Source organism: Edaphobacter sp. FHG110511_03 (assembly GCF_059115365.1).
The window spans coordinates 1-20,189 of the sequence record NZ_JBZYWL010000017.1; the positions used below are offsets into that span (position 1 = coordinate 1).

General features: G+C 54.1%; 18 protein-coding genes and 2 pseudogenes. 7 read left to right on the forward strand and 13 right to left on the reverse strand.

Annotation, left to right across the window (positions count from 1 at the left end):
* Positions 1-159 precede the first annotated feature (159 nt).
* Both AC5S26_RS28750 and AC5S26_RS28755 read left to right on the forward strand, forming a co-directional pair.
* Positions 160-509, forward strand: a pseudogene (locus AC5S26_RS28750) (SOS response-associated peptidase family protein).
* 696 nt (positions 510-1,205) lie between these two features.
* Positions 1,206-2,030, forward strand: a complete 825-nt coding sequence (locus tag AC5S26_RS28755) for a class I SAM-dependent methyltransferase (RefSeq protein WP_494188384.1) — start codon at positions 1,206-1,208, stop codon at positions 2,028-2,030.
* A gap of 195 nt (positions 2,031-2,225) precedes the next feature.
* On the opposite strand, the gene AC5S26_RS28760 is transcribed toward AC5S26_RS28755, so the two are convergent.
* Together AC5S26_RS28760 and AC5S26_RS28765 are read right to left on the reverse strand one after the other, a co-directional pair.
* Positions 2,226-3,782 carry a GMC family oxidoreductase gene (locus AC5S26_RS28760; RefSeq protein WP_494188385.1) on the reverse strand — a complete coding sequence of 519 codons (1,557 nt, stop codon included), beginning with the start codon at positions 3,780-3,782 and terminating at the stop codon, positions 2,226-2,228.
* Positions 3,783-4,238: 456 nt separating this feature from the next.
* Positions 4,239-5,108 carry a helix-turn-helix domain-containing protein gene (locus tag AC5S26_RS28765; protein WP_494188386.1) on the reverse strand — a complete coding sequence of 290 codons (870 nt, stop codon included), beginning with the start codon at positions 5,106-5,108 and terminating at the stop codon, positions 4,239-4,241.
* Positions 5,109-5,819: 711 nt separating this feature from the next.
* On the opposite strand from AC5S26_RS28765, the gene AC5S26_RS28770 reads away from it, so the two are divergent.
* The gene (locus AC5S26_RS28770) at positions 5,820-6,038 is read left to right on the forward strand and encodes a tyrosine-type recombinase/integrase (protein WP_494188387.1); all 219 of its coding nucleotides are present in this window, start codon (positions 5,820-5,822) and stop codon (positions 6,036-6,038) included.
* A gap of 266 nt (positions 6,039-6,304) precedes the next feature.
* Here the strand turns inward: AC5S26_RS28770 and AC5S26_RS28775 are convergent, their stop codons facing one another.
* Positions 6,305-7,531, reverse strand: coding sequence for a nucleotide disphospho-sugar-binding domain-containing protein (locus tag AC5S26_RS28775; RefSeq protein ID WP_494188388.1), 1,227 nt, complete (start codon positions 7,529-7,531; stop codon positions 6,305-6,307).
* Positions 7,532-8,223: 692 nt separating this feature from the next.
* Entirely contained in the window at positions 8,224-8,361 is a 138-nt protein-coding gene (locus AC5S26_RS28780) for a hypothetical protein (protein ID WP_494188389.1), read from the reverse strand.
* Between AC5S26_RS28780 and AC5S26_RS28785 the strand changes: the two genes are divergently transcribed.
* Positions 8,348-8,737 (forward strand): efflux RND transporter permease subunit, encoded by a 390-nt coding sequence (locus AC5S26_RS28785; RefSeq protein ID WP_494188390.1) that lies wholly within the window; start codon positions 8,348-8,350, stop codon positions 8,735-8,737. The two genes, AC5S26_RS28780 and AC5S26_RS28785, sit on opposite strands and share 14 nt — an antisense overlap.
* Positions 8,734-9,255 (forward strand): efflux RND transporter permease subunit, encoded by a 522-nt coding sequence (locus tag AC5S26_RS28790; protein WP_494188391.1) that lies wholly within the window; start codon positions 8,734-8,736, stop codon positions 9,253-9,255. The genes AC5S26_RS28785 and AC5S26_RS28790 overlap by 4 nt, the downstream gene beginning before the upstream one ends.
* Positions 9,256-9,595: 340 nt before the next feature.
* Here AC5S26_RS28790 and AC5S26_RS28795 read toward each other — a convergent pair whose 3' ends face one another.
* The 4 genes from AC5S26_RS28795 to AC5S26_RS28810 are packed head-to-tail and all read right to left on the reverse strand — an operon-like array spanning position 9,596 to position 10,931.
* Positions 9,596-10,228, reverse strand: coding sequence for an SOS response-associated peptidase (locus AC5S26_RS28795; RefSeq protein ID WP_494188392.1), 633 nt, complete (start codon positions 10,226-10,228; stop codon positions 9,596-9,598).
* Complete coding sequence (locus AC5S26_RS28800; RefSeq protein WP_494188393.1) at positions 10,228-10,428, reverse strand: hypothetical protein; 201 nt, start codon at positions 10,426-10,428, stop codon at positions 10,228-10,230. Before AC5S26_RS28800 ends, AC5S26_RS28795 begins: the two co-directional genes overlap by 1 nt.
* 9 nt (positions 10,429-10,437) lie before the next feature.
* Complete coding sequence (locus tag AC5S26_RS28805; protein ID WP_494188394.1) at positions 10,438-10,692, reverse strand: hypothetical protein; 255 nt, start codon at positions 10,690-10,692, stop codon at positions 10,438-10,440.
* Positions 10,689-10,931 (reverse strand): hypothetical protein, encoded by a 243-nt coding sequence (locus AC5S26_RS28810; RefSeq protein ID WP_494188395.1) that lies wholly within the window; start codon positions 10,929-10,931, stop codon positions 10,689-10,691. The genes AC5S26_RS28805 and AC5S26_RS28810 overlap by 4 nt, the downstream gene beginning before the upstream one ends.
* A gap of 349 nt (positions 10,932-11,280) precedes the next feature.
* Here AC5S26_RS28810 and AC5S26_RS28815 point away from each other — a divergent pair, with 349 nt between their 5' ends.
* Entirely contained in the window at positions 11,281-11,649 is a 369-nt protein-coding gene (locus tag AC5S26_RS28815) for a hypothetical protein (RefSeq protein ID WP_494188396.1), read from the forward strand.
* 217 nt (positions 11,650-11,866) lie between these two features.
* On the opposite strand, the gene AC5S26_RS28820 is transcribed toward AC5S26_RS28815, so the two are convergent.
* Complete coding sequence (locus tag AC5S26_RS28820) at positions 11,867-12,559, reverse strand: bestrophin-like domain (RefSeq protein ID WP_494188397.1); 693 nt, start codon at positions 12,557-12,559, stop codon at positions 11,867-11,869.
* Between the two features lie 805 nt (positions 12,560-13,364).
* On the opposite strand from AC5S26_RS28820, the gene AC5S26_RS28825 reads away from it, so the two are divergent.
* The gene (locus AC5S26_RS28825; protein WP_494188398.1) at positions 13,365-14,462 is read left to right on the forward strand and encodes an AI-2E family transporter; all 1,098 of its coding nucleotides are present in this window, start codon (positions 13,365-13,367) and stop codon (positions 14,460-14,462) included.
* A 284-nt stretch (positions 14,463-14,746) separates the two neighbouring features.
* Here AC5S26_RS28825 and AC5S26_RS28830 read toward each other — a convergent pair.
* The 4 genes and pseudogenes from AC5S26_RS28830 to AC5S26_RS28845 form a co-directional block, all read right to left on the reverse strand.
* A pseudogene (locus tag AC5S26_RS28830) lies at positions 14,747-15,729 on the reverse strand (DUF2950 domain-containing protein).
* A 13-nt stretch (positions 15,730-15,742) separates the two neighbouring features.
* Positions 15,743-16,216: a hypothetical protein gene (locus tag AC5S26_RS28835; RefSeq protein ID WP_494188399.1), complete on the reverse strand. Its 474-nt coding sequence runs from the start codon at positions 16,214-16,216 to the stop codon at positions 15,743-15,745.
* Positions 16,217-16,266: 50 nt separating this feature from the next.
* A complete protein-coding gene (locus AC5S26_RS28840) occupies positions 16,267-16,875 on the reverse strand; it encodes a DUF3300 domain-containing protein (protein ID WP_494188400.1) in 609 nt (202 codons plus the stop codon).
* Positions 16,876-17,174: 299 nt separating this feature from the next.
* Complete coding sequence (locus tag AC5S26_RS28845; RefSeq protein ID WP_494188401.1) at positions 17,175-19,928, reverse strand: MGH1-like glycoside hydrolase domain-containing protein; 2,754 nt, start codon at positions 19,926-19,928, stop codon at positions 17,175-17,177.
* Between the last annotated feature and the right edge of the window lie 261 nt (positions 19,929-20,189).

A 20,189-nucleotide genomic window follows, 5' to 3' on the forward strand; every position in this document is an offset into this window, starting at 1 on the left:
GACTTCGCTCCCGAAGAGGACATCGCCCCCGGTAGTTTCCATCCCGTCGTCTTCATGAACAATGACGGCGAGCGCGATACGGGATTGATGTATTGAGGCTTTACGTTCCCTCAGCGTTTCACTATCAACACGCGGGCCGATAGTATCCTCAAGAGCGGAATCTGGAAGAACTCGTTTGAGGAGCGGCGATGCATTGTTCCGGCAGACAGTTTCTTTGAGTGGAAGCGCCTACACAAGCGGAGGCCCTTCGCGCTGGCGGGGATATGGAGCCTGTGGAGGAACACGGAAGGCGTTCAATGCCTACGGTCTCCATCATCACCACAGAACCCAATGAGGCGATGGCAGAGATCCACACGCGACAGCCGCTGATCCCGGAGTCGCGAGATTACAAGGAATGGTTTACACCTTCTGACCGTCCTCCAATTCATCTACTTCGAATCGTCCCGCTGGGGAATGAATATGCGACTGTAGAGGCGCACGACATGCAGCTACCACTCAATAGCCAGTAATCGCCGCCGGTAGACCAACGCCAAGGAAAGCTGATTGTAAACCCGTTAGAATGCGAGCTATACGACTTTCGAGCGCAAGATGAGCGCAAGTGCATGAAGTTAGACGGAGAGCGGCGAACGGGTTTGTGCAACGTTGCACTCACGGCACGCGCTTCATCCACGTCGCGTAGGTTGGCGCATTGAAGTTGCGAACGTCAGCGTAGAGCGTGAGACCATTCACGAGCCATCCGCACAGAGAAAGTCTGCTTCTCGCAGCAGCAGTTCAAACGTAGACGGCGAACATGGCCCTTCGTCCTGTTCCAATAGCCAACTATTAAATTCTGGGTTCAGAGTCGAGATCGAAGTGAACCATCTTCCACGGTATTCGCAACGGGCAGCCGTCCAAAGATGGAACCTGCTCCTCAACAGAGGAAGGATGCCTTCCATCCATCTCAACACGTAGTCTCGATTCTGACGCAACTCCGTCAGCAGTTCACGGGCTTCCCGCGGTATCCGGCAGTTGATATCCAGGGCTCACCACACCAACGTCAAAATCGTACGCTTAGGTTTGGGGCAGCATGGTCCCTTCGATAAAGATGGGAATAACTGTCGACTGAAGGGTTTATAGAAGTGTGACGAAAGATAAAAGTTAGAAAATAGCATCTGTGTGCGGTCGATTGACGGGCGCGCCCGATAGTGCTGGGAGATGATGCATTTATGAGCAATATTACTGTTCCTCTTGAGAAGATCAAAGATTCGATGCGGACCATGTGGATGGCCGGCGATTTTGGGGCCATTGCGAAAACAAATTCATCTGCTGCCGAAGAGTTTGTGGAACGTTTGGCACTGCCGGCGGGTGCACGGGTGCTTGATGTAGCGACAGGCACGGGGAATCTGGCGATTCCTTTGGCGCGGAATGGTGCTGTGGTAACGGGAGTGGACATTGCTCCGAACCTTCTGGCGCAGGCGCGCGAACGTGCTGCTGCCGAAGGGCTGACTGTGCAGCTCGACGAAGGTGATGCCGAGCAGTTGTCCTATGCGGACGGCGCTTTCGATGCCGTGGTGACAATGTTCGGTGCGATGTTTGCGCCCCGGCCAGAGATGGTGGCTGCGGAATTGGCGCGCGTACTGAAACGGGGTGGAATGCTAGCGATGGCAAACTGGAATCCGGAGAGCTTTTCAGGAAAGATGTTCCGAATTACCAGCAAGCACGCGCCGCCACCGCCTGGGCTCGCAGCTCCCGTGATGTGGGGCGATGAGGCGACTGTTCGGGATCGGCTGACGCCGGACTTTACAGCGATCAAGACGAAACTGATTCCGATCGACCACGATAAGACAGTGAGCCCGCCTGAAATGGTCGAATTTCTTCGCAGATACTTTGGCCCTACGCAGATGGCGTTCAGCCGGTTGGATGAAGCAGGAGGGGCAGCTCTGACGGAAGAGCTGGTAGCGCTGTTCACAGAGTTCAACGTGGCAGAGAATCCCGCCGAACGTACGCTGGTTCGCGGCGAATACCTACAGGTTACGGCCGTCCGTACGTAAACCTTTGCGTACGATTTTTGACGATTGGGGTGGGGACCCCCAAGCTTGATGAGAGCTGACCTGAGCCAGAGCTCTGTGTGGCCAAATAATTGGCAAAGAATGCGCCACTTAAATTGGCAAAACAACAGATATCTTCTCACCAACCCAGCATCTCATACACTTAACTTGACGATGCCATTTTAGGTGAGTGCCGTCTCAGCTGCTCTTGCCCGCAATGAGATCAGAGGCCTTTTCCGCGATAGCAACCACGATGGCATTCAGATTGCCGCGAGCTACCGTAGGCATCACTGACGCATCGACCACTCGCAATCCATCCACTCCCAAAACTTTCAATTCAGAATTGACCACCCGTCCCATTCCGCAAGTGCTGGCTGGGTGGCGATCCGTCATCGCAAACTTTCGCACATGATCCCGCATATCGGAGTCACTTTCAGATTTAGGCACGAGGAAATCCGATACACACACTTCAGCCAATTTAGGTTGCCGGGCAATATGCATTGCAGCCTTGATTCCAGCGAATATCCTTCTCTCATCGTCGGCAGTGGTCAACACATTGGTAAGGAGGCGTGGCTTGGCATCGGGACGAGCAGACCGCAGAGTGACTTTGCCCCGGCTGCTGGTTTCAATAAGAGAGACCGCGATGGAGAAGCCATCCGCCGAAGGCGGAGAATTAATATCGGATATCAAAACCGGCGCCATATACAACTCAACATCGGGCACGGATCGCTCATCCTTCGTGCTAAGAAACGCGCCCGCACCGATCACATTTGACGTCAGCGGTCCCTGCTTTTTTGTCATATAGAGCGCCACATCCTCTGCCGATCCCGCATGCATGAAGGATCGTTCATCCGAGCGATAACCCACAGGGGCCAGAACATGGTCCTGTAGATCTTCGCCTACTGGCAAATCTACGATGGGAGCGATATTGAATGCCCTTAGCTGCGCTGCTGGGCCGATGCCGGAAAGCATAAGAGTCTGCGGTGAACCGTAGGTGCCTGCGGAGAGAATGACCTCCCGTTCCGCCCGCAATGTTTCTTCGTTACCGCACCGGAATATCGTTACGCCGGTTGCTCGTCTTCCTTCGATCTGGATGCGAAGTACCAATGCACCTGTCAAGACATGCAGATTGGGCCGCTTCCGCACAGGATGAAGATAAGCGTCAGCGACGCTGCAGCGCTCGCCGTCACGCTGTGTCACCTGGAAATGCCCCACACCCATCTGCGAGGCGCCATTGAAATCCTCATTGTAAGCGTGCCCAGCCTGCTTGGCGGCCTCAATAAACCGTTCGCTCAATGGATGAACATAGCGCGCATTCTGCACACTCAGCGGACCCGAACTTCCGTGATATTTGCTGGCTCCTCGTTCGTTGTTTTCCGACTTGATGAAGTAGCGCAACATGTCGTTGTAAGACCAGCCGGGTGCTCCATCCGTGCCCCAGTTATCGAAATCAGTAGGATTGCCGCGCATGTATACCATTGCGTTGATAGAAGACGTGCCACCGAGACCTTTTCCACGAGCAAGGGGAACAGAACGTCCACCCAGGCCTGGTTCTGATTCGCTATAAAAGTCCCAGTCATATTTCGTCTTCGCAAGCTGAAGAGTAGCGGCGGGAATGCGAATCTCCGGAGCCGAATCCTCATCACCTGCTTCTAGAAGCGCAACACTCACGTTGGGGTCTTCCGACAATCTCGCTGCCAAAACACAACCGGCTGAGCCGGCACCGACAATTACATAGTCGAAACTACTTCGCATTCAACAACCCTCCTTACTTTGAGATAAGACGCAAGCGGCTCTTGCTCCATTGCTAGCATTTGTTCTGATAAAAGCATCGAGATTTCCAAAATATCCAACTTCTGTTACTAGGCTCGTCGACGATATCGCCGCTGGTAGACTAAGAAGCCAACTCGCATAATTTAACTCCTCAAATCCGGATCTCAGGTCCACATGAACAACTTGCGTCGCCATAGATACCAGGAACACGTCGAACCAGTGTTCGCTGATTCGAAGGTACGGCAGTAAACGTGACGAAGCTTGTCAGAATGTAGACTATTGTCACAATTGGATCCTTCTTTCTAGAGATTCGCTGTTGCGGCTCTCCCAGGTGATCGTCTCCCTCGCGCGGGCATTCCCGACCTCATTCAGTGCAGCGAGTAGATCCCCACATCAAACAACATCGCTAAATGCGAATCATCTTGCCCAGTAGTAAGTTCAAGCACGCAAGCTGCGGCGGTAGGCACTAGGAGTGACCCCAACACTCTTATGAAATAGGCGGCTCATGTGGGAATGGCTCGAAAAGCCGCAATCCAAGGCGATGTCAATAAGTGATACTGACGGTTTTTTCATCAATTCCTGAGCTCGTTCCAGCCTCAAATTGAGCAAGTAAGTGTGTGGGCTGTACCCAGTTGCTGCCCTAAACATGCGGACGAAATGGACCCGGCTATATCCGCTCTCGTTCGCCAGAGCCTGCAGACTCAGATCACAGCCAAAAGACCGCATGCGTTCGATTATCCGTTGCAGCACGTGTCTAGGCAGACCCGATGGGCCCCTATTGCAGGTTTGAGGCTTAGTCGACCTGCCTAAGAAGAGCGCCCTCACGGCCAAGGCCTGTGTAAGGTACTCCGTGTACAACCTTTCAGTTGTATAGCCCTCGTTCGCATCGGCAATGAGAAGCGTCATGAGTTGCTGTGTAGCAGGATCCTGGAGATTCACCTGCAAGCGCAACTCTCCATCAGGGCGATGCTCCAGTTCGGAATCCAATGCGCTCACCAATTCGGAATCTAAAGCACAGACTACAAGATCGAAGTTGGTTTCCGCACGTATCCCGGGGCACATGCCAGCTGGCACTAAAGAAAGTGATCCCGGGTGTTTAACGTAAGAAACTCTATTGTTCGCCCGACCTACTTCAAAACGAGACGAATGCTTCGAACACATCGTGAGGATGTGCTTGTTCAACATAGTTTCTGGCCCGTCACCTTGTGCCCCACAATAAGACTCGATAGCGACACTTCCGGCGAACGCATCCCTTTCGGCCGCCTGCGAGGACAAGCGGGCCAGGAACGAACCAAACGACTCATTCATACTAACTTCCAAGTCTTAATTTTGATGTCGAGCACCTGCTCAGGTTGCAGAATCGCTCTCGCCCACACCGTGCGGGAAAGTATCCATACGGGGGGAATCAGTGGATCGTGGTAGTCGAACGCAGGCCATGGATGACCCGCCGTAGAGGCCTCAAATCTATTAACATCTAGACCCTCCTGTTATAGAAACACCGCGCGCGAGAGATTATTCCAAAGATTGCCTGGCCAACTGTTGCTTGACTAATTATCTGGCACACTTCTGTGCTAATTATTTGGCCCACAAGGCTGGGCTTGCGACTTCTCCATTAGGCTTGGCAGATTACCAGATTCTCTCGTTTCGACAGTGCTGTTCGATAGGGAATTGACCCCTCAGAAGCCACATCGCGTAGCGGACACGCCGCTTTAGGTATGGTCGAAGCAAGCACGATTTCACGAGACGCCTGCGGGATGGCCGAAAAGTCCTCCACGAATAAGTGCCAGATAATTAGAAAATGTGTGCCAAATAATTAGCAAAACGACACTTTAGATGACCTCTTCCTATTCTGTGCCAGCCGACCCGGGAGCTGTTGATGGAGTGGCGGTCGACCCTGGGTCTTTGTCTCCCTCTACTATTTAACGTAGATGGTGGGCGAAGCTCGCCGCGCCGGAATGATCGGGCCAAGAGGAGGAGGCCAGCCTGACCGACATCCCCAACATTAGCCAGAAGGGAACCATGCTGGCCTGGGAGCAGGCCAAGGATCTGCTGATAGTCCCCGACCGCTCGACCCTCAAAGGGAAGCGGGACTATGTGATCCTGGCCCTTCTGGTCGGTTGTGCACTCCGGCGGAACGAACTGGCCGAGCTCGATGTAGAGACCATTCAGCAAAGGGAGGGTCGGTGGGTCCTAGCCGACTTCGAGGGAAAAAGCCGGCGAATCCGAACGGTCCCTTGACGCCATTTTTTCAACCAGTCAATCCGAACCTGATGAGACGAGCTGAATATGTTGAAAGCCAATCGATCGACGCTCAATATCTGCGCATAATCCGTCAGCGTGAGACCGCCTTGTCTCGTGCCATTTCAGCCCGGGAGTGTCCCAAGCCTCTGCCGTAAACGGCTGCCATTGAGTCACCAATTGACTGCAGAACTTCTGCCAGAACCAAACCGGAAATGATCAAGAGATTGTCTTCGACAGTCTGTGCGAGCCCATAGAAGGCGATGTTAGCCCTCCCGCGCCTCCAACTCAAATGCTTTTTCCAGAATGCCTGCGGCGACCGAAAGACCGTCCGTCCTGCGGATTGCTTGCTGCACTTTCTGAGCGTTATCCCGGAACGTCGGATCTCCCAGCACCCGTTTGATCGCTGTTACAAAATCCTCCGGGGACGCCGGTTGCGGAGAGATAACAACGCCCACCTTCTTGTTCGTTATCCTCGCGGCCACACCCGGTTGATCATTCGTTACGGGTAGCGCAACCATAGGCACACCACTGGAAAGGGATTCAAGGGCGGTGTTCAATCCCCCGTGAGTGATGCACAGGGAACTGCGTTTGAGAAGCTCGATTTGGGGGGCGTGCCTCACCACAATCACATTCGCAGGGGCGTCTCCGAGCTGTTTCGGATCGAGCCGGCCACCAACAGCAAGGACAAATTGTAGCTCCTTCAATCCAAGCGCAGCCTGCGTGATCGAACGAAAAACTTCTACCAATCCATTCTGTAGCGTGCCCATCGAAGCGTAGACGAGCGGCGCACCTGTGAGCTGCTGCCATGGAAAATCGAAGTCCATCCGACCGTGCCCATCGTGGAATGGTCCGGCATAGTGGAATTGGGGAAAGTCGGGAGCGCAATCAAAGTCGAATTCCTTAGGGCACTGGGTAATCCAGGCAAGAGGAGAAAGTGTTGAATGCGGATTATTCCAGTCAACGGAGAGCCCAACTTCGCTTGCGTAAGATTGGGCCATGGCCGTGCAAGGCTCCAGGATTCTTCTCGAGAGTCGGACTCCCTCGATATTTCTGGCAATAGCATCAGCTCCAGTCTCGTTTTGCCAATCCATGAAACAGACAGGAGTGCGTCCCGTGTAGTCAACGTGAAGCGCGTTGGACACATGGACGAAGGGCATTCGAAGGTGCATCGGTATCAATTCAACATAAGGCTGATACTGATCAAGGACAAGCACATCCACCCCAGCTTTGGAGAGTGTATCCGGAAGGGTCTTATATAACGCTGCGGTATATCCCTTCATCATCGTATTGACGGTAAAGTGCAGAGCATCCTCACCGGACAACTTACAGAGGTGGCGTATGAATGTTTCCATCGTGCCGGCTGGATATATCGTCTCGGTACAGGGAACAAATGGCAGTCCCGCCGCCTCAGCCAAAGGCGCCATATCAACCAGGGAGATAAATACTACGTCATGACCGCGTGATTGGAGCTTGCGAGCCAGGCTTGTCATGGGATTAACATGCCCAGTTACAGATAGGCTAAGAAAACCGATTCGCATAATTTTTCACCCTCAAATTCTTATTTCAGGTCTGCATGAACAAGTAGCGCAGACGTGGATGCCAGGAACACGTCGAACTAGTGTTCGGATGATTCGAAAGTACGGCAGTAGATGTGGCGAGGCTTGCCGAAAAGTAGCCTATTGTCACAATTGGACCCTTCTTCCCGAAGATATCGGCTGCCCAGGTGATCGTCGCCCTTTGTTGGCTGTGTTCAGCCACGCTTCCGGAGCCGGTGGTCTATAACCCAGCGAGGAGTGCGGTCTGACGGTGCGTTTTGTGTCTGTTTCTCTACTTTTTAAGCGTGTTGAGAGTGAAGGTTTTTGACATCTACAGGGAAAGTTTTAGCTTTTGATAAGCTTCGATGAATCCCTGAGCAGCCCGATGAGCAATAGGTCTTTGGTGCTCGAAAAGCGAATTGCCGCTTCGCTGTGGCGGCAATTGTGCAGCAGCTTGCTGCACAATTTGCATCATCCAATTCATAGAGAGGTTCGCTGGCAATGAGCACATCTCTCATTCCGGGTGAACATCCAGTTGCAGCCTTCCTTCGCCCTCACGCCAACGCAAGCCATTCTGAGAAAGATGGTTGTGGATTCCGTTTCTATCGATTCACTCGAAGCGCAACTATGCCAAAGCGCTCCATGATCTATTTATCTTTTGTGCTGTCCTCGCCGGCGCCCCTATCCTCTTTGTCATCTTCAACAAAGATTTCTCCGATGATCATGTCGACGGCTTTCTGAGCTGCTGCTGCGGCCTGAATGACAAGTCTGTTGTCCTGCTTCAAAGCGCTGATCCAGTGTTGGAGGTATCCGATCAATGTCCGCTACCAGAGAGACTTTCGCGACAACGTTGAGAAGATGCGCGGGGTGCTGATCGGCACTCCTTCGGGCGCCCAGATGCCGTTGGGTCAAGTAGCGAAGATCTCCTTCACGCATGGTCCTGCCATGATTCGGGACGAAGACGGTGCGCTGACGGGATACATCTACATCGATCTCAAAAACTCCGATTATGGCGGTTTCGTTGCGCAGGCAAACAAACTCATTCACGAGAAACTTGCCTTGCCTGCAAACTACACCTTCCAATGGTCGGGAGAATACGAACTCGAACTCCGTGCCAAACAACGGCTGCAACTTATTCTTCTCCGGTCGTCTTCTTTGTGATCTTCCTGTTGCTGTACCTGGTCTTTCACTCGGTTGCCGAGTCGCTTGTCCTCATCTTCCCAACCATCTATGCGATGAGCGGAGGTTTGCTACTGCAATGGCTTCTGCATTACAACTTCAGCGTCGCCGTGGCAGTCGGGTACATTGCACTCTTTGGCATCGCCGTGGAAACTGGTGTGGTCATGGTGGTTTATCTTCACGAAGCGCTCGAATATAAGGTGCAGTCCGGTAAGACGTTGACGAATGCTGATGTGGAAGAAGCAGTCATTGAAGGCGCTGTTCATCGTTTGCGCCCAAAGCTGATGACCGTCTGCGCTGTCCTTGCCAGTCTCGTTCCGATTCTCTGGGAATCTGGCATCGGCTCCGATGTGATGAAGCCGATTGCTGCACCTATCGTCGGTGGCATGATTACTTCCACCATCCACGTTCTGATTCTGGTGCCTGTCTTCTTCGTGATGATGAAGGAACGGGCATTACGGAAAGGCCAGCTACACGCGAAGAGCCAGATCGCTGATTAAACTCCACCCATTGATGTGGCAGACGCGCGTTGGAAATGACGAGGAATGGAAAAGCGTGGAAAGCCCAAATACCGGCTTTCCACGCTTCCCACTCCTCTTTGGAAATCCCTTGGGGATTCCCACATTCCCAACGCTCCGGCGGCAGGATATATCGTTATCTCAGACCGGGCTTAGCCAGCCTTTAAGCGCAACACCCGAGCTACTCTTCCTGCAAGGGGCTTGTAAAGCCCCTCTCCGGTACAAAACGTAAACCACCTCCCGGTGTGCTCACTTCAGCAAAGGTCTGGTATCTGCTTCGTGCGCGTTACGCGTACATATCTATCAGGGTGTTGCGGGGTGCTTACGTGTTATTAAGCGGCAGCTGCATATTATGAGCTTCGAGCAGCTGGATCTTCATCTCATGGGCCGGCAGTATACGAAGGAGGTATACCGGCGGCCGGTCAGAGGTCGATAGCCATTCCGCATAGTCCCTCGGCTCAAGAATGACCGGCTGCCTGTCATGAACCTCTGACATCCTCTCGTTGGGTTCTGAAGTGATAACTGAGACGGTGGGCAGGGAATCGCCCTCTTTGTTCTTCCACATGCTCCAGATACCTGCCAGTGCGAACAGCTGACGGCCAGGAACCGTTATCTCATATTTCGGATTGTTCTTCTTATGCAGACGCTTCCACTCGAAGAAGCGGTCGGCCGGAACAATGCAGCGCCGGTTCTCAAAGGAATTCTTCCAAAGACCAGACTTGAGAATGCTGTCAGAGCGAGTATTGAAAGTGAGTCGCTTCGGAAAGGTGAAGCCCCAATACATCAACTCGATGTCGCGCTCTCCTTCGTCGTCGTTCGAGAAGACCACTGGCTGCATGGTTCCAGGCGTGATGTCGTCATTAGGCATGAAGTCGATCTCATCGAGATTGGCCTTCACGTGAAAGGCCTCAGCGATCTTCTGCTTGTCCGAGCGTCTTCCGTAGCGGCCACACATTACTCGTTGGTCTCGTTTGTGGCATTCCGGTTAACGTCAACTCGGCGCTTGGCGATGTACTCTTCAGAGAAATCCTGCTTCCGAAACATGTCGGCAACCTGGTCCCAGTTCTTAAAGCTGCCAAGAATGTCGCCAAAGTTATCTGTCACTTCAAATCCATGACCGGTCTTCGTGATGATTGCTGTTTCCAGTTCGTCCATAATAGTTCCTCACATCAGTGGATGGACGGGCATGTCGACTTCGTTGCACTTCGGACATTCTGATCGATGACCGGTAAGTTCCTTGTGCGCGCGTATCAGGGCATTGCGTGTTGCAATCACATCAGTCTGATCAAGCTTATCCACCGCTTCGCCGGCGCGTAGCAGGAAACGGCGCGCGAGCTCCATACCTTCATCGCAGGCGGGAAGTTCGTCGAGTTTCCAGAGCGAGAGGAATGCCTCTTTGTCGATCGCCACGTCGTTCATCTTATCTTTTTCAGCTTTCGGTATTGATCCTCGGTAAGGTTCAGCCACACACTCCCTCGGCCCATCTGAATTCCGTATTCAATCGCCTGTACATCTTCGAGCTTCATCGGGGCGCCACCGCGACGTGCGAGCTCGATTACCTTATCCGGTGCTGCTAGTGTCAGCGGCGTGCCCGCGGACGTCTTTAGGTCCTGCTCCAGGAACTCACAATGCCAGCAGTCTTTCAACATGAACTGCATATAGACTTTCCGCTTCGGGGAACACTTCGCACAGTAGGTTTCGCGACCGGTGTGCGGGGCAGGAAGGAAGATCTTGCAGTTGCAACAAATCTGCCCTGCAATACGCATCCTCGCCGTCGATCCCCTCTCACCGCCCATAGGAGATACTATAGGAGAAGAAAAGGCGAATATAGCTGTGGAAGGAATTAATTCCTCTGCCTAGTAATGAAAACTCCCGCCGCTAGGCATCACACTCCCTGTGGCGGTACTGCTTTTTAGCAGAGTTGCAGGTGAGGCAGAGGCAGCTGCGGTGAGCGCACCAATCGTAACTATCACTCAGTCCATGCGCTGATGTGGAATTGAGGCGTCGATGGAAGATCGCAAACCGGGCATCATAGTGACATACGATGATGTGTTCGAGCAACTGAAGCAGTTCAGTATCCCGGCCGAAGTGTGGGACGACGTCCACGATGAGTTGTTCCACCAACCCTTCGGGACACTAGCTCTGCCACTTCAGGAACTCCTGTTCGACCTAGAGGTCGGAAAGAAATCCTCTGCGGACTATCTTCGTCCCAATGGCATCTCCGATCACGATTTTGTTCGAGTCGTCTTGAGGCAGGCCGTAACAGACCTCGAAGCCAAAGCTGAGGATTATTCTCGCCTGATGAGCGACGATAGTTGGATCGAAGACAGGGAGCTTAGCGTCAGGTTCAAGCCAACGAAAGATCGCATCGACTAGGCGAGTTCATATGGAATCCCAGTAAGCGTCCAGAGTTGTGAGAACCAGACGCTTACCAGGGACCAGCGCGTGAGCCCACCGCAATAGTTCAGGGCAAGACGACCGATTGCCACCCGGAAGTGTGTTTAGCACCATACCTGGGCCAGCGCGACCACAGGCATAGCGGACACGCGGCTGGCAGTTTAGATCAGAAATGCGTGGCCCCTCGAGACGGACGTTACTGACCAAGCTGCGCAAGGGCATTCCGCAGCGGGGCGCTCGAGATCGTCACCATGCCACTGTACGGAGCGTACAGATCCTGGATCAGCAAGATTGCTGCAGAAACCGACAATCCGCAGACTAGCAAGGCGCTGGTCACAGTTGCGTTGATAGGCGCGTGGAGGCCAAAACTGATGAAAATCATGGTAAGCCAGAAAACCAGAATCACGAGCATCGGTTTTGAAATCGAGTTGGCACTCTGTGAAAACATTAGCCAGCGCGTTTCACCAAGACTAAGCACCATGTTCGAAGCCTGGGCCTTCAGTGAGCGCTGGGTATCGTCCTTCGGCGACAGCGCTTGAACATTGTCATAGAGATGCTCCGCGAGGGTTGGCGGCGTGCGCACTCCGGAAGGTTGTGAGCGTTCTTGGGGCCAGAGACGATCGAGAGTGCCTAAGACGATGCCACGAAGCTGTGCGCGCGCTTCCTTTGCCTCAGGTCCGTAGTGGGCCAATATGCGATCCAGCAAGATCACCTTAGCGGATATTTGTGTCACATCGGCGATCTGCGCATCGTACGAACTTTTCGCCGAAGCAACCAGAAAACCGAGAACTAAAGCAGCCATGGTGACGACCAGTCCCGCTGCCAACCTTACTGCATCTCTTGAAGAACTATCCACATGACTCTCGGGCAACATGGCGCGAAGAGACATGCCAAACAAGGCACCTCCGAAGATGCACGCGAACACGATCGAGCTGATTGCTAAGCTGCTCATGGGCCTCTTCTCCATTGGAGCCATGCTGGGCCCGCCTTGCGTCTAGCTTGTCCGTAATGGTCAATCACATTCTCCGCCCGCGTCAACCTCAGTGCGATGTCTTCCACTCACTTGTCTGACATTTCCCAATCTTGCCCTGGAATTTCATCCTTGGAACGGATGTTGAAAGCTCAAGACGGATGGGAACCGGTCGCTCCGTGGGGAGTGCGGCCGTGCCTACCACCAGTTGGCCAGATGCGTTCGCCTGCTCTTTCTTCTCCTGCTCATCATTGCCTGGTTGGACTTGTGTGGGCGCGCGTGGGTAGGCGTTTGTGATCAACATCCAAATATTGCTCTCGTAGTCGTCGAACGGATATTTGCTCTCATTGCCATCGAGTGGGAATACGGCCTCAATAAGACTTAAGCGTCCTAAAGAGGGGTTAACGGGTCTGAAAAGCACCAGAAATAGGCTCGAGACAACCGAAACCTAGATACTTGAACTCCCAGAAGTTTGGTAAGCTGCTCAGCAGTTTCCGATGAAGAGAGCCGCAACCATCCATGCCGCTATCGTTGAAGACGATTTATCTTTGCTGAATCGAGCTCCTTCGGTCTATAGGCATACGACCAACCAGCAAGGGGAAAATCTTGGCGAACAAGAAATCATAGACGCATGAACAGAAGTGGTCGTCGTTGTAAGGGGGCAGGTGGAGCAGGGAACAGTTGGACAAGTGAGCAGGTCTGACCTGCGAAGGAGGAAACTGACGTGAACTCTAGCCAACCGACCGCCGACAAGTCGTACCTGAGCCGGGCTCTTGAAGTTTTCATTCACCTTAGCCTTGTCGTCTTGCTTGTCGCCACCTGTTTCCTTATTCTGCGACCCTTTATCGCCGTGGTCGCGTGGGGATTGACCATTGCCATTGCTGGCTACCCAGGATACCGCTGGCTACGCAAGCTGCTCGGCGGTCGTGACCAGTTTGCAGCCGTCCTCTTTACCGTTCTTCTTCTTATCGTCTTGATTGTGCCGATTGCACTCCTGGCTCAAACGTTGGTCGGAGGCTTCCAGGCTCTTGCGGTCCGCGTTCGTGATGGAACGCTGAGGATTACGCCACCACCACCGAATATCGCAACCTGGCCCATCGTCGGCAAACGTTTGAGCGACCTCTGGAGCTTGGCTTCCACCAATTTTGCTGCCGCCCTACAGAGCCTCGCCCCGCAACTCAAAGGGGTTGCGGCTGGACTACTCGCAGCTTCTGCCGCAGTTGGCATTGGCGTGTTGCAGTTTTTCGTCTCGATTGTGGTCGCGGGATTCCTTCTCGTCAGCTCCAACCAGGGTGCGAATCTTTCGCGAAGGATTGCGCTCCATTTTTTCGGCAGCAAAGGCGCACAGTTTGAAGCACTCGCCGAGGCGACCATACGCAGCGTTACCACCGGTATCCTGGGCGTTGCGTTAATCCAATCTCTGTTCGCCGGTCTCGGATTTCTGGCGGTGCAACTCCCCGGAGCGGGCTTATGGGCACTGGTGTTCCTCATTGCCGCTGTGCTCCAGGTTGGACCCCTGACCCTCATCCCCGTTGTGATCTACGTCTTTGCGACCACAGGCACCGCCAAAGCGGTGGTCTTCTTGATTTGGTGTATCTTCGTCGCCCTCATGGACAATGTACTGAAGCCGCTGTTGCTTGGACGAGGTGTTCCCGTTCCCATCCTTGTAGTCTTTTTGGGCGCGATAGGAGGCTTCATGGCGATGGGTATTATTGGCCTTTTCGTCGGCGCAGTTGTTCTTTCGGTCGGATATAAGCTGTTTCTCGCCTGGCTGAACGAAGACATCGCATCGGCATCGGGCACATCGCCGGTCGACAGCTAAGAGATCGCTGCAAATTTATGCGCGAAGTAAATCGGACACCACAAACGCGATTTGAGAAAGTAGTCATCGACGTTTCCAGAAAACTGCCTAGTAAATCGCCGTTTCGAGCAGCGCCGATTTAGGGGACGTCGCCTGGAAACAGGACCATGACTCCCAACGTCTGGAACGCGTTCAAATGAAATGACGCGATTGATGAAGGGCAGAATCAACGGTTGCCCAATGTTCTTGGAAGAACCGTACAATTCATACGCCAGTGCAGTGCGGTTGAATTGCCAATGTGATTATCACCAATTGTCAAATGTGGGCTGCCACGTCTTGTCGGGATTGTAGAGTTCCATGCCTTTGACGATCTTGATCGAATCGGGCCCCAGGTCTTTCTGGTAGACAACTCCATCGTAATCAACCATGAATGTCTTTACGCCCGTAACGCGATAATCGGCAGGTACTGCTACAAGTGCAAATCCGCCGATCATCGCACCTTCGATCATGTAATCGAGCTTCCCTAAGCGCGCATCAGGCCCCTGCCCTTTCAACACCTTGAATAGTAGCCGTGGAAGGGCTTGCCCTTTCCCGCGTCCCCTTCAGTAATTTCCTTGGCTATCGCTTCTCCGATGGGACCTCCCCAACTGCCATCCGGGTTTTGCCAGGCCAGCCCATCGTGTTTTCCGGGCGTGCTGATAATTTGCTGTGCGTATTGATTCACCCCTGAGTCGTCGTGGATCTGCTCTGCATAGTCCTGCTGAGCTTCCACGAAGCCGCGGCAAATGGTGATGGCGTCCAGTTCATTGGTCCCGATACGCCGGAGCAGAATCTCCCCGAGGCCTGCCTTGGTATTGAAATACCATTTCCCCTGTTTCTTAACGATCGGAATTGGAAGTGGCCAGTCTTCGTTGCCGACCGATAGAACGGCGCGATTGGGGTTCTTCGGATCTGTGGTCACCTCGGTCTTTTCGTGAGCTTCCGCGGCAAATGATGTGGCGTTTGCCTTGTCACGAGCGACGTCCGCGGATGAAACGATGTCTTTGCCGTCCGGTCCGAACAGTCCCATTAGAGTGGGCACGTCATAGTTTGCTGCCGCTTGAATGAGAGCTTCGGCAGCCTGTTTTGGCGTGGCGAACGACGTCTGTACTGGTTGCGGTGCCGCCGCCGCGGTTTGGCTCGATCGCGGCGTGGAGTGGGCGAGCGGCGTCAAGACGCCAAGCAGAGCGACCGCCTGAACCGCGGCAAGGAATCTCGATGGTAAGTAAATGAATGTATTTGATCTCATATGTTTTCCTTGATCATGCCTGCCTATCTCCGCCGTCCGCCGCCTCTGCCTCCGCCGCCTCTGCCTCCGCCGCCTCTGCCTCCGCCGCCTCTGCCTCCGCCGCCTCGAGAGCCCATGCTGGAAGATCCCCGAGAACTGCTCGCTCGCGCGCTACTTCCACTGTAGCCACCGGAACCACCACCGAAACCTCCGCCCCCACGCGACGAACCCCCGCTGGGAACGCTCCGATTACCGATGCGATCTGCGCCACCCGCCTGCTGCCGCCCACCACCGCCGCGATCCATGTTGCCTGCCTGCTGCCGCCCACCGAATTGCCCTTGGTTCTGGCTGGCATTGGCTCGCCGGGTAGCCATGGAATCACCTCGGGCGGTGCCGCCATATTGGTTCGCAGTGGCCCTGTTCGAATAGGGAGCGCCTCCGCGGTGCTGAGGATTGTGTTGCCAGTTGTTCCCTCCACCAGCGGGCCGCTGTGACGGACGGTTGACATTCGTTCTGTTGGAGTTGTTTACGAAGGTGTTATTGCGGTTGATGGTGGTGTCATTGTTGCCGCCATGCCACCCACAGTTGTATCCCCAGCCGCCATGCCCCCAAGCCGCGCCCATTGCCATTCCAACACCAAACGAAATGGCCATTCCCGCGACGACGGCTCCGGTCGAAGGGGGCGGGGGGGTAAACGATCGGTGGATACGGATAGACTGGCGGCCCGTAGACCACCGTGGGGTTATAGCTAGGAACGTAAATGACCTGAGGTTGAGCCTGCTCGATCACAACGACAGTTTTGTTCTCGACAGTCTTTGTTTCCACCTTTTGCTGTTCGGTGGATTTGAGGTTTCCCGCGTCCTTGGCTTTCGCGCGCATGCGCTGAACCGCGTCCATCACGTCACTTTGCTGCGACAGAAAGGCATTACCCAGGTCGGTGGTCCACTTGATATTTTCTGCAAGTTGCTTGACCACATCGGGCAGCGGCGCCATCGCCTGGACGCTGGGGTCCCAGTCTTGTTTCTGTACTGCATCCACCAGTTCCTTATCCTTCAAGCCCTTGTGCTGCGGCAACCACTGCTGAAGTTGAATGATCTCCAGAGGATACGTAGAGGCCGCAAGAACCTGGGCCAGCAGAGGATCCGGATAAAGTGCGATTGGTGCCACCAGCGAATCCAATTGATCATTCGGAATCTTGGGTGCGGGTTGCTCTTGCTGCGTCTCTTGCTGTGGCGGCGATTGGATGTACGCCGCTAGGTCTCCCGGTACCAGGAGCAACGCACAGAGCAATGCCACTCCGTTGCGGAAGGCCCGTGTAGGCGGCGTACTTTAAGTATCTTTAATTTCATAATCTCGCAGCCTCCACTCACTCTCTTAGAAAATGGCCCCACATCTGATACAGGTGCTAATGGTCGGCGCAATTTTGCCTGATGGACCGAGCACTGGGGCTCTTCAACAGCTAAGGATCATTTGTCTGAAGCTCTCTGATCTTGAGCCTTTTTGATCGCACGGCGCTCGATATCCCGCCCTCTCAGCATTTCGGCGGTAAAGTGTCCGTTTGCCTGAATGATCCTTGCAATGCAGCCCGTCCATCCCGTTTGGTGGCTGGCGCCGATGCCCGCCCCGTTGTCGCCGTGGAAGTACTCATAGAAGAGGACGTTGTCTCTCCAATGCGGGTCGGTTTGGAACTTCTCAGTTCCACCGAACACCGGCCTGCGCCCCGAGCTGTCCCGGACAAATGTTCCGATGAGACGCTCTGCCAACTGCTGAGCGACCTCAAACAAGGTCATTTGATTCCCTGAGCCAGTCGGGCACTCCACCTTGAAGGAATCACCATAGTAGGCGCCAAGCCGCAGGAGGGAAAGGTACAGCAGGAAGTTAACCGGCATCCAGACCGGCCCTCTCCAGTTAGAGTTCCCCCCGAACATTCCGCTGTCAGAGTCGCCCGGCAGATAGGAGACACCAAACTGCTTACCGTCAAGGTCGAAAACGAATGGGTGATCGAGGTGATAGCGCGACAGCGCCCGAATGCCATGCGGTCCGAAGAACTCGTTCTCGTCGAGCATCCGCCCGAGGATGCGGCGCAGTTTCTGCTCGGTCACGGTGGAGAGCAAGTGTCGACCCGCCACACCCGGGGTGCCCGGCATGTGAATGTTTGCTGAGAGGCCAGGGTGAAGTTCCAAAAACTCCTGGATGCGTTTCTTGGCTGTCGGCAACTTTTCGAGCGTGCCCTCCTCGAAGATCGCGACCGCAGCCAGAGGCAAAAGGCCCACCATCGATCGCACCTTCAAACGAAAAGCCTCTCCATTGGGTAAACGTAGGACGTCGTAGAAGAAGCCATCCTCTTCGTCCCACATCTTGTCTTGATGTTCGCCCATGCCGTCCATCGCTCCAGCGATCCACGCGGTGTGTTCGAAGAACTTGATTACGAATTCTTCAAACGGTGGGTAGAAAAGCGCCAGTTCCACCGCGATGCGCAGCATCTGCTGGCTGTAGAACACCATCCACGCTGTCCCGTCAGCCTGTTCCAGATATCCGCCGGTAGGAAGCGGCGAACTGCGATCGAACACCCCTATGTTATCCAGGCCCAGGAAGCCGCCCTCAAACACATTGTTTCCCGCACGGTCCTTGCGGTTGAGCCACCAGGTGAAATTGATCAGCAGTTTGGAGAATGCGTAGACGAGAAACTGCATGTCTCCCTCACCGTTGTTTCGCTCCTTGTCAGTCAGGTAAATCTGCATGGTGGCATACGCATGCACGGGCGGATTGACATCGCTGAAGTTCCACTCGTAGGCCGGCATCTGTCCGTTGGGGTGCAAATAGTCGTTGCGGAGTATCAGGTCGAGTTGAGCCTTCGCAAAATCGGAGTCCACTGTCTGGAAGGCCAGCATATGAAACGCCAGGTCCCACGCTGCATACCACGGATATTCCCACTTGTCCGGCATCGAAATGATGTCGTCATTGGCCATGTGGAACCATTCGCTGTTGCGTACCTTCTTGCGCGCCTCGGGCGTTGACCATGGTCCCACATTGTGTTCCTTTAGCCACTTGGTGAGATCGTAGTAGAAATACTGTTTGCTCCAAAGCATGCCCGCCAGCGCCTGCCGCATCACCAGAGCGCGATCCGGGTCCGCCTTCACTAACGGCGGCAGGATGGAGTCGTAGAATTCGTCCGCCTCCTTCATGCGTTCGGCGAAGAACTTGTCGAAATCCTTGAAGGGACTTTTAGGCGCGCTCGACAGAGACCCCGCCAGGCGAAGACGCACGATCCGGGTCTCACCGGGACGGACGTTCAGGATGTAATGTGGACTTGCCTTGGTCCCCAGCTTCGCTGGGTTCACCGCCTGCTCGTTGCCACTCACGACATAGTCATTGATGCCATCCTTGACATAAGGGGAAGCATTCTGACCACTGAAGAGTTTCGCATTGTTGGTCTCGTTTTCTGTGAACAGCAGGGGCGGCTTTCCCTCGCAATAGAGCTTGCAGTCGGAAAACGATTCTTTGAAGAGCGGGTCCGTATGATGAGCCGAGATAACGCTCACGTCTTCCGTATGGTGCCCTGACAATAAGGGTTTGCTGGCACTTTCCTCCCACGACCAGGTATTCCGAAACCAGAGTGTCGGTAGTAGATGCAACGTAGCCTCTTCTGAGCCGCGATTGGCAACGCTGATTCGTATGCCCAGGTCGTCCGGTCCGGCCTTGGCGTATTCAACAAATACGTCGAAGTAACGATCCTCATCGAAGACACCTGTGTCGAGCAACTCATACTCCGGCGCCTGACGGCTGCGCTGGCGGTTTGTCTCGATGAGATTTTCATACGGATATGCTGCCTGCGGGTACTTATAGAGGTACTTCATGTAAGAGTGCGTTGGCGTGCTGTCCAGATAGAAGTAATACTCCTTGACGTCTTCACCGTGATTGCCTTGGCTATTCGTGAGCCCGAAGAGCCGTTCCTTCACAATCGGGTCCTTGCCGTTCCACATAGCCAGAGCAAAACAGAGAACCTGGTGATCGTCGGATATGCCCGCCAGACCATCCTCACCCCAGCGATATGCTCGCGATCTTGCCTGATCATGCGTGAAGTAATCCCAGGCGTTTCCGTCCTCGCTATAGTCTTCACGCACGGTTCCCCATTGCCGTTCACTCAGATAGGGCCCCCACTTCTTCCAGGCGTTCTTCTTCGTCCGGGCTTCATCCAGTCTGAGCTGTTCCTTCGTCATCGATCCCTCCATCGGAGTTCATGCAATCGAAGACAGCATACTCGTGCCGGATGAGAAGAACACCTAGGAATTCTCCCAGTTGTCACCAACGTACTTTCGAACCAACCTTGTAGTCATGTTCACGCGCTGGTTTCCGACGCAACCCGGAATCGCGCCGCGTTTCTCCGGCGATTTTTCTTGCGCATGGACCTGTATCGGCGGATGTTTTGGGATTTGAAGGACGATGCATACACCAGATGCACCCACTCGTAATGCGCAGAG

Excerpts from the sequence above, each read along its gene's own strand:
- AC5S26_RS28845 (WP_494188401.1), bottom strand. The coding sequence starts at position 19,928 with ATGACGAAGGAACAGCTCAGACTGGATGAAGCCCGGACGAAGAAGAAC.
- AC5S26_RS28765 (WP_494188386.1), bottom strand. The coding sequence starts at position 5,108 with ATGAATGAGTCGTTTGGTTCGTTCCTGGCCCGCTTGTCCTCGCAGGCG.
- AC5S26_RS28820 (WP_494188397.1), bottom strand. The coding sequence starts at position 12,559 with ATGTCTCTTCGCGCCATGTTGCCCGAGAGTCATGTGGATAGTTCTTCA.
- AC5S26_RS28775 (WP_494188388.1), bottom strand. The coding sequence starts at position 7,531 with ATGACAAGCCTGGCTCGCAAGCTCCAATCACGCGGTCATGACGTAGTA.
- AC5S26_RS28760 (WP_494188385.1), bottom strand. The coding sequence starts at position 3,782 with ATGCGAAGTAGTTTCGACTATGTAATTGTCGGTGCCGGCTCAGCCGGT.
- AC5S26_RS28795 (WP_494188392.1), bottom strand. The coding sequence starts at position 10,228 with ATGTGTGGCCGCTACGGAAGACGCTCGGACAAGCAGAAGATCGCTGAG.
- AC5S26_RS28835 (WP_494188399.1), bottom strand. The coding sequence starts at position 16,216 with ATGTCAACCGTCCGTCACAGCGGCCCGCTGGTGGAGGGAACAACTGGC.
- AC5S26_RS28770 (WP_494188387.1), top strand. The coding sequence starts at position 5,820 with ATGCTGGCCTGGGAGCAGGCCAAGGATCTGCTGATAGTCCCCGACCGC.
- AC5S26_RS28805 (WP_494188394.1), bottom strand. The coding sequence starts at position 10,692 with ATGAACGACGTGGCGATCGACAAAGAGGCATTCCTCTCGCTCTGGAAA.
- AC5S26_RS28755 (WP_494188384.1), top strand. The coding sequence starts at position 1,206 with ATGAGCAATATTACTGTTCCTCTTGAGAAGATCAAAGATTCGATGCGG.
- AC5S26_RS28815 (WP_494188396.1), top strand. The coding sequence starts at position 11,281 with ATGGAAGATCGCAAACCGGGCATCATAGTGACATACGATGATGTGTTC.
- AC5S26_RS28800 (WP_494188393.1), bottom strand. The coding sequence starts at position 10,428 with ATGGACGAACTGGAAACAGCAATCATCACGAAGACCGGTCATGGATTT.
- AC5S26_RS28810 (WP_494188395.1), bottom strand. The coding sequence starts at position 10,931 with ATGCAGTTCATGTTGAAAGACTGCTGGCATTGTGAGTTCCTGGAGCAG.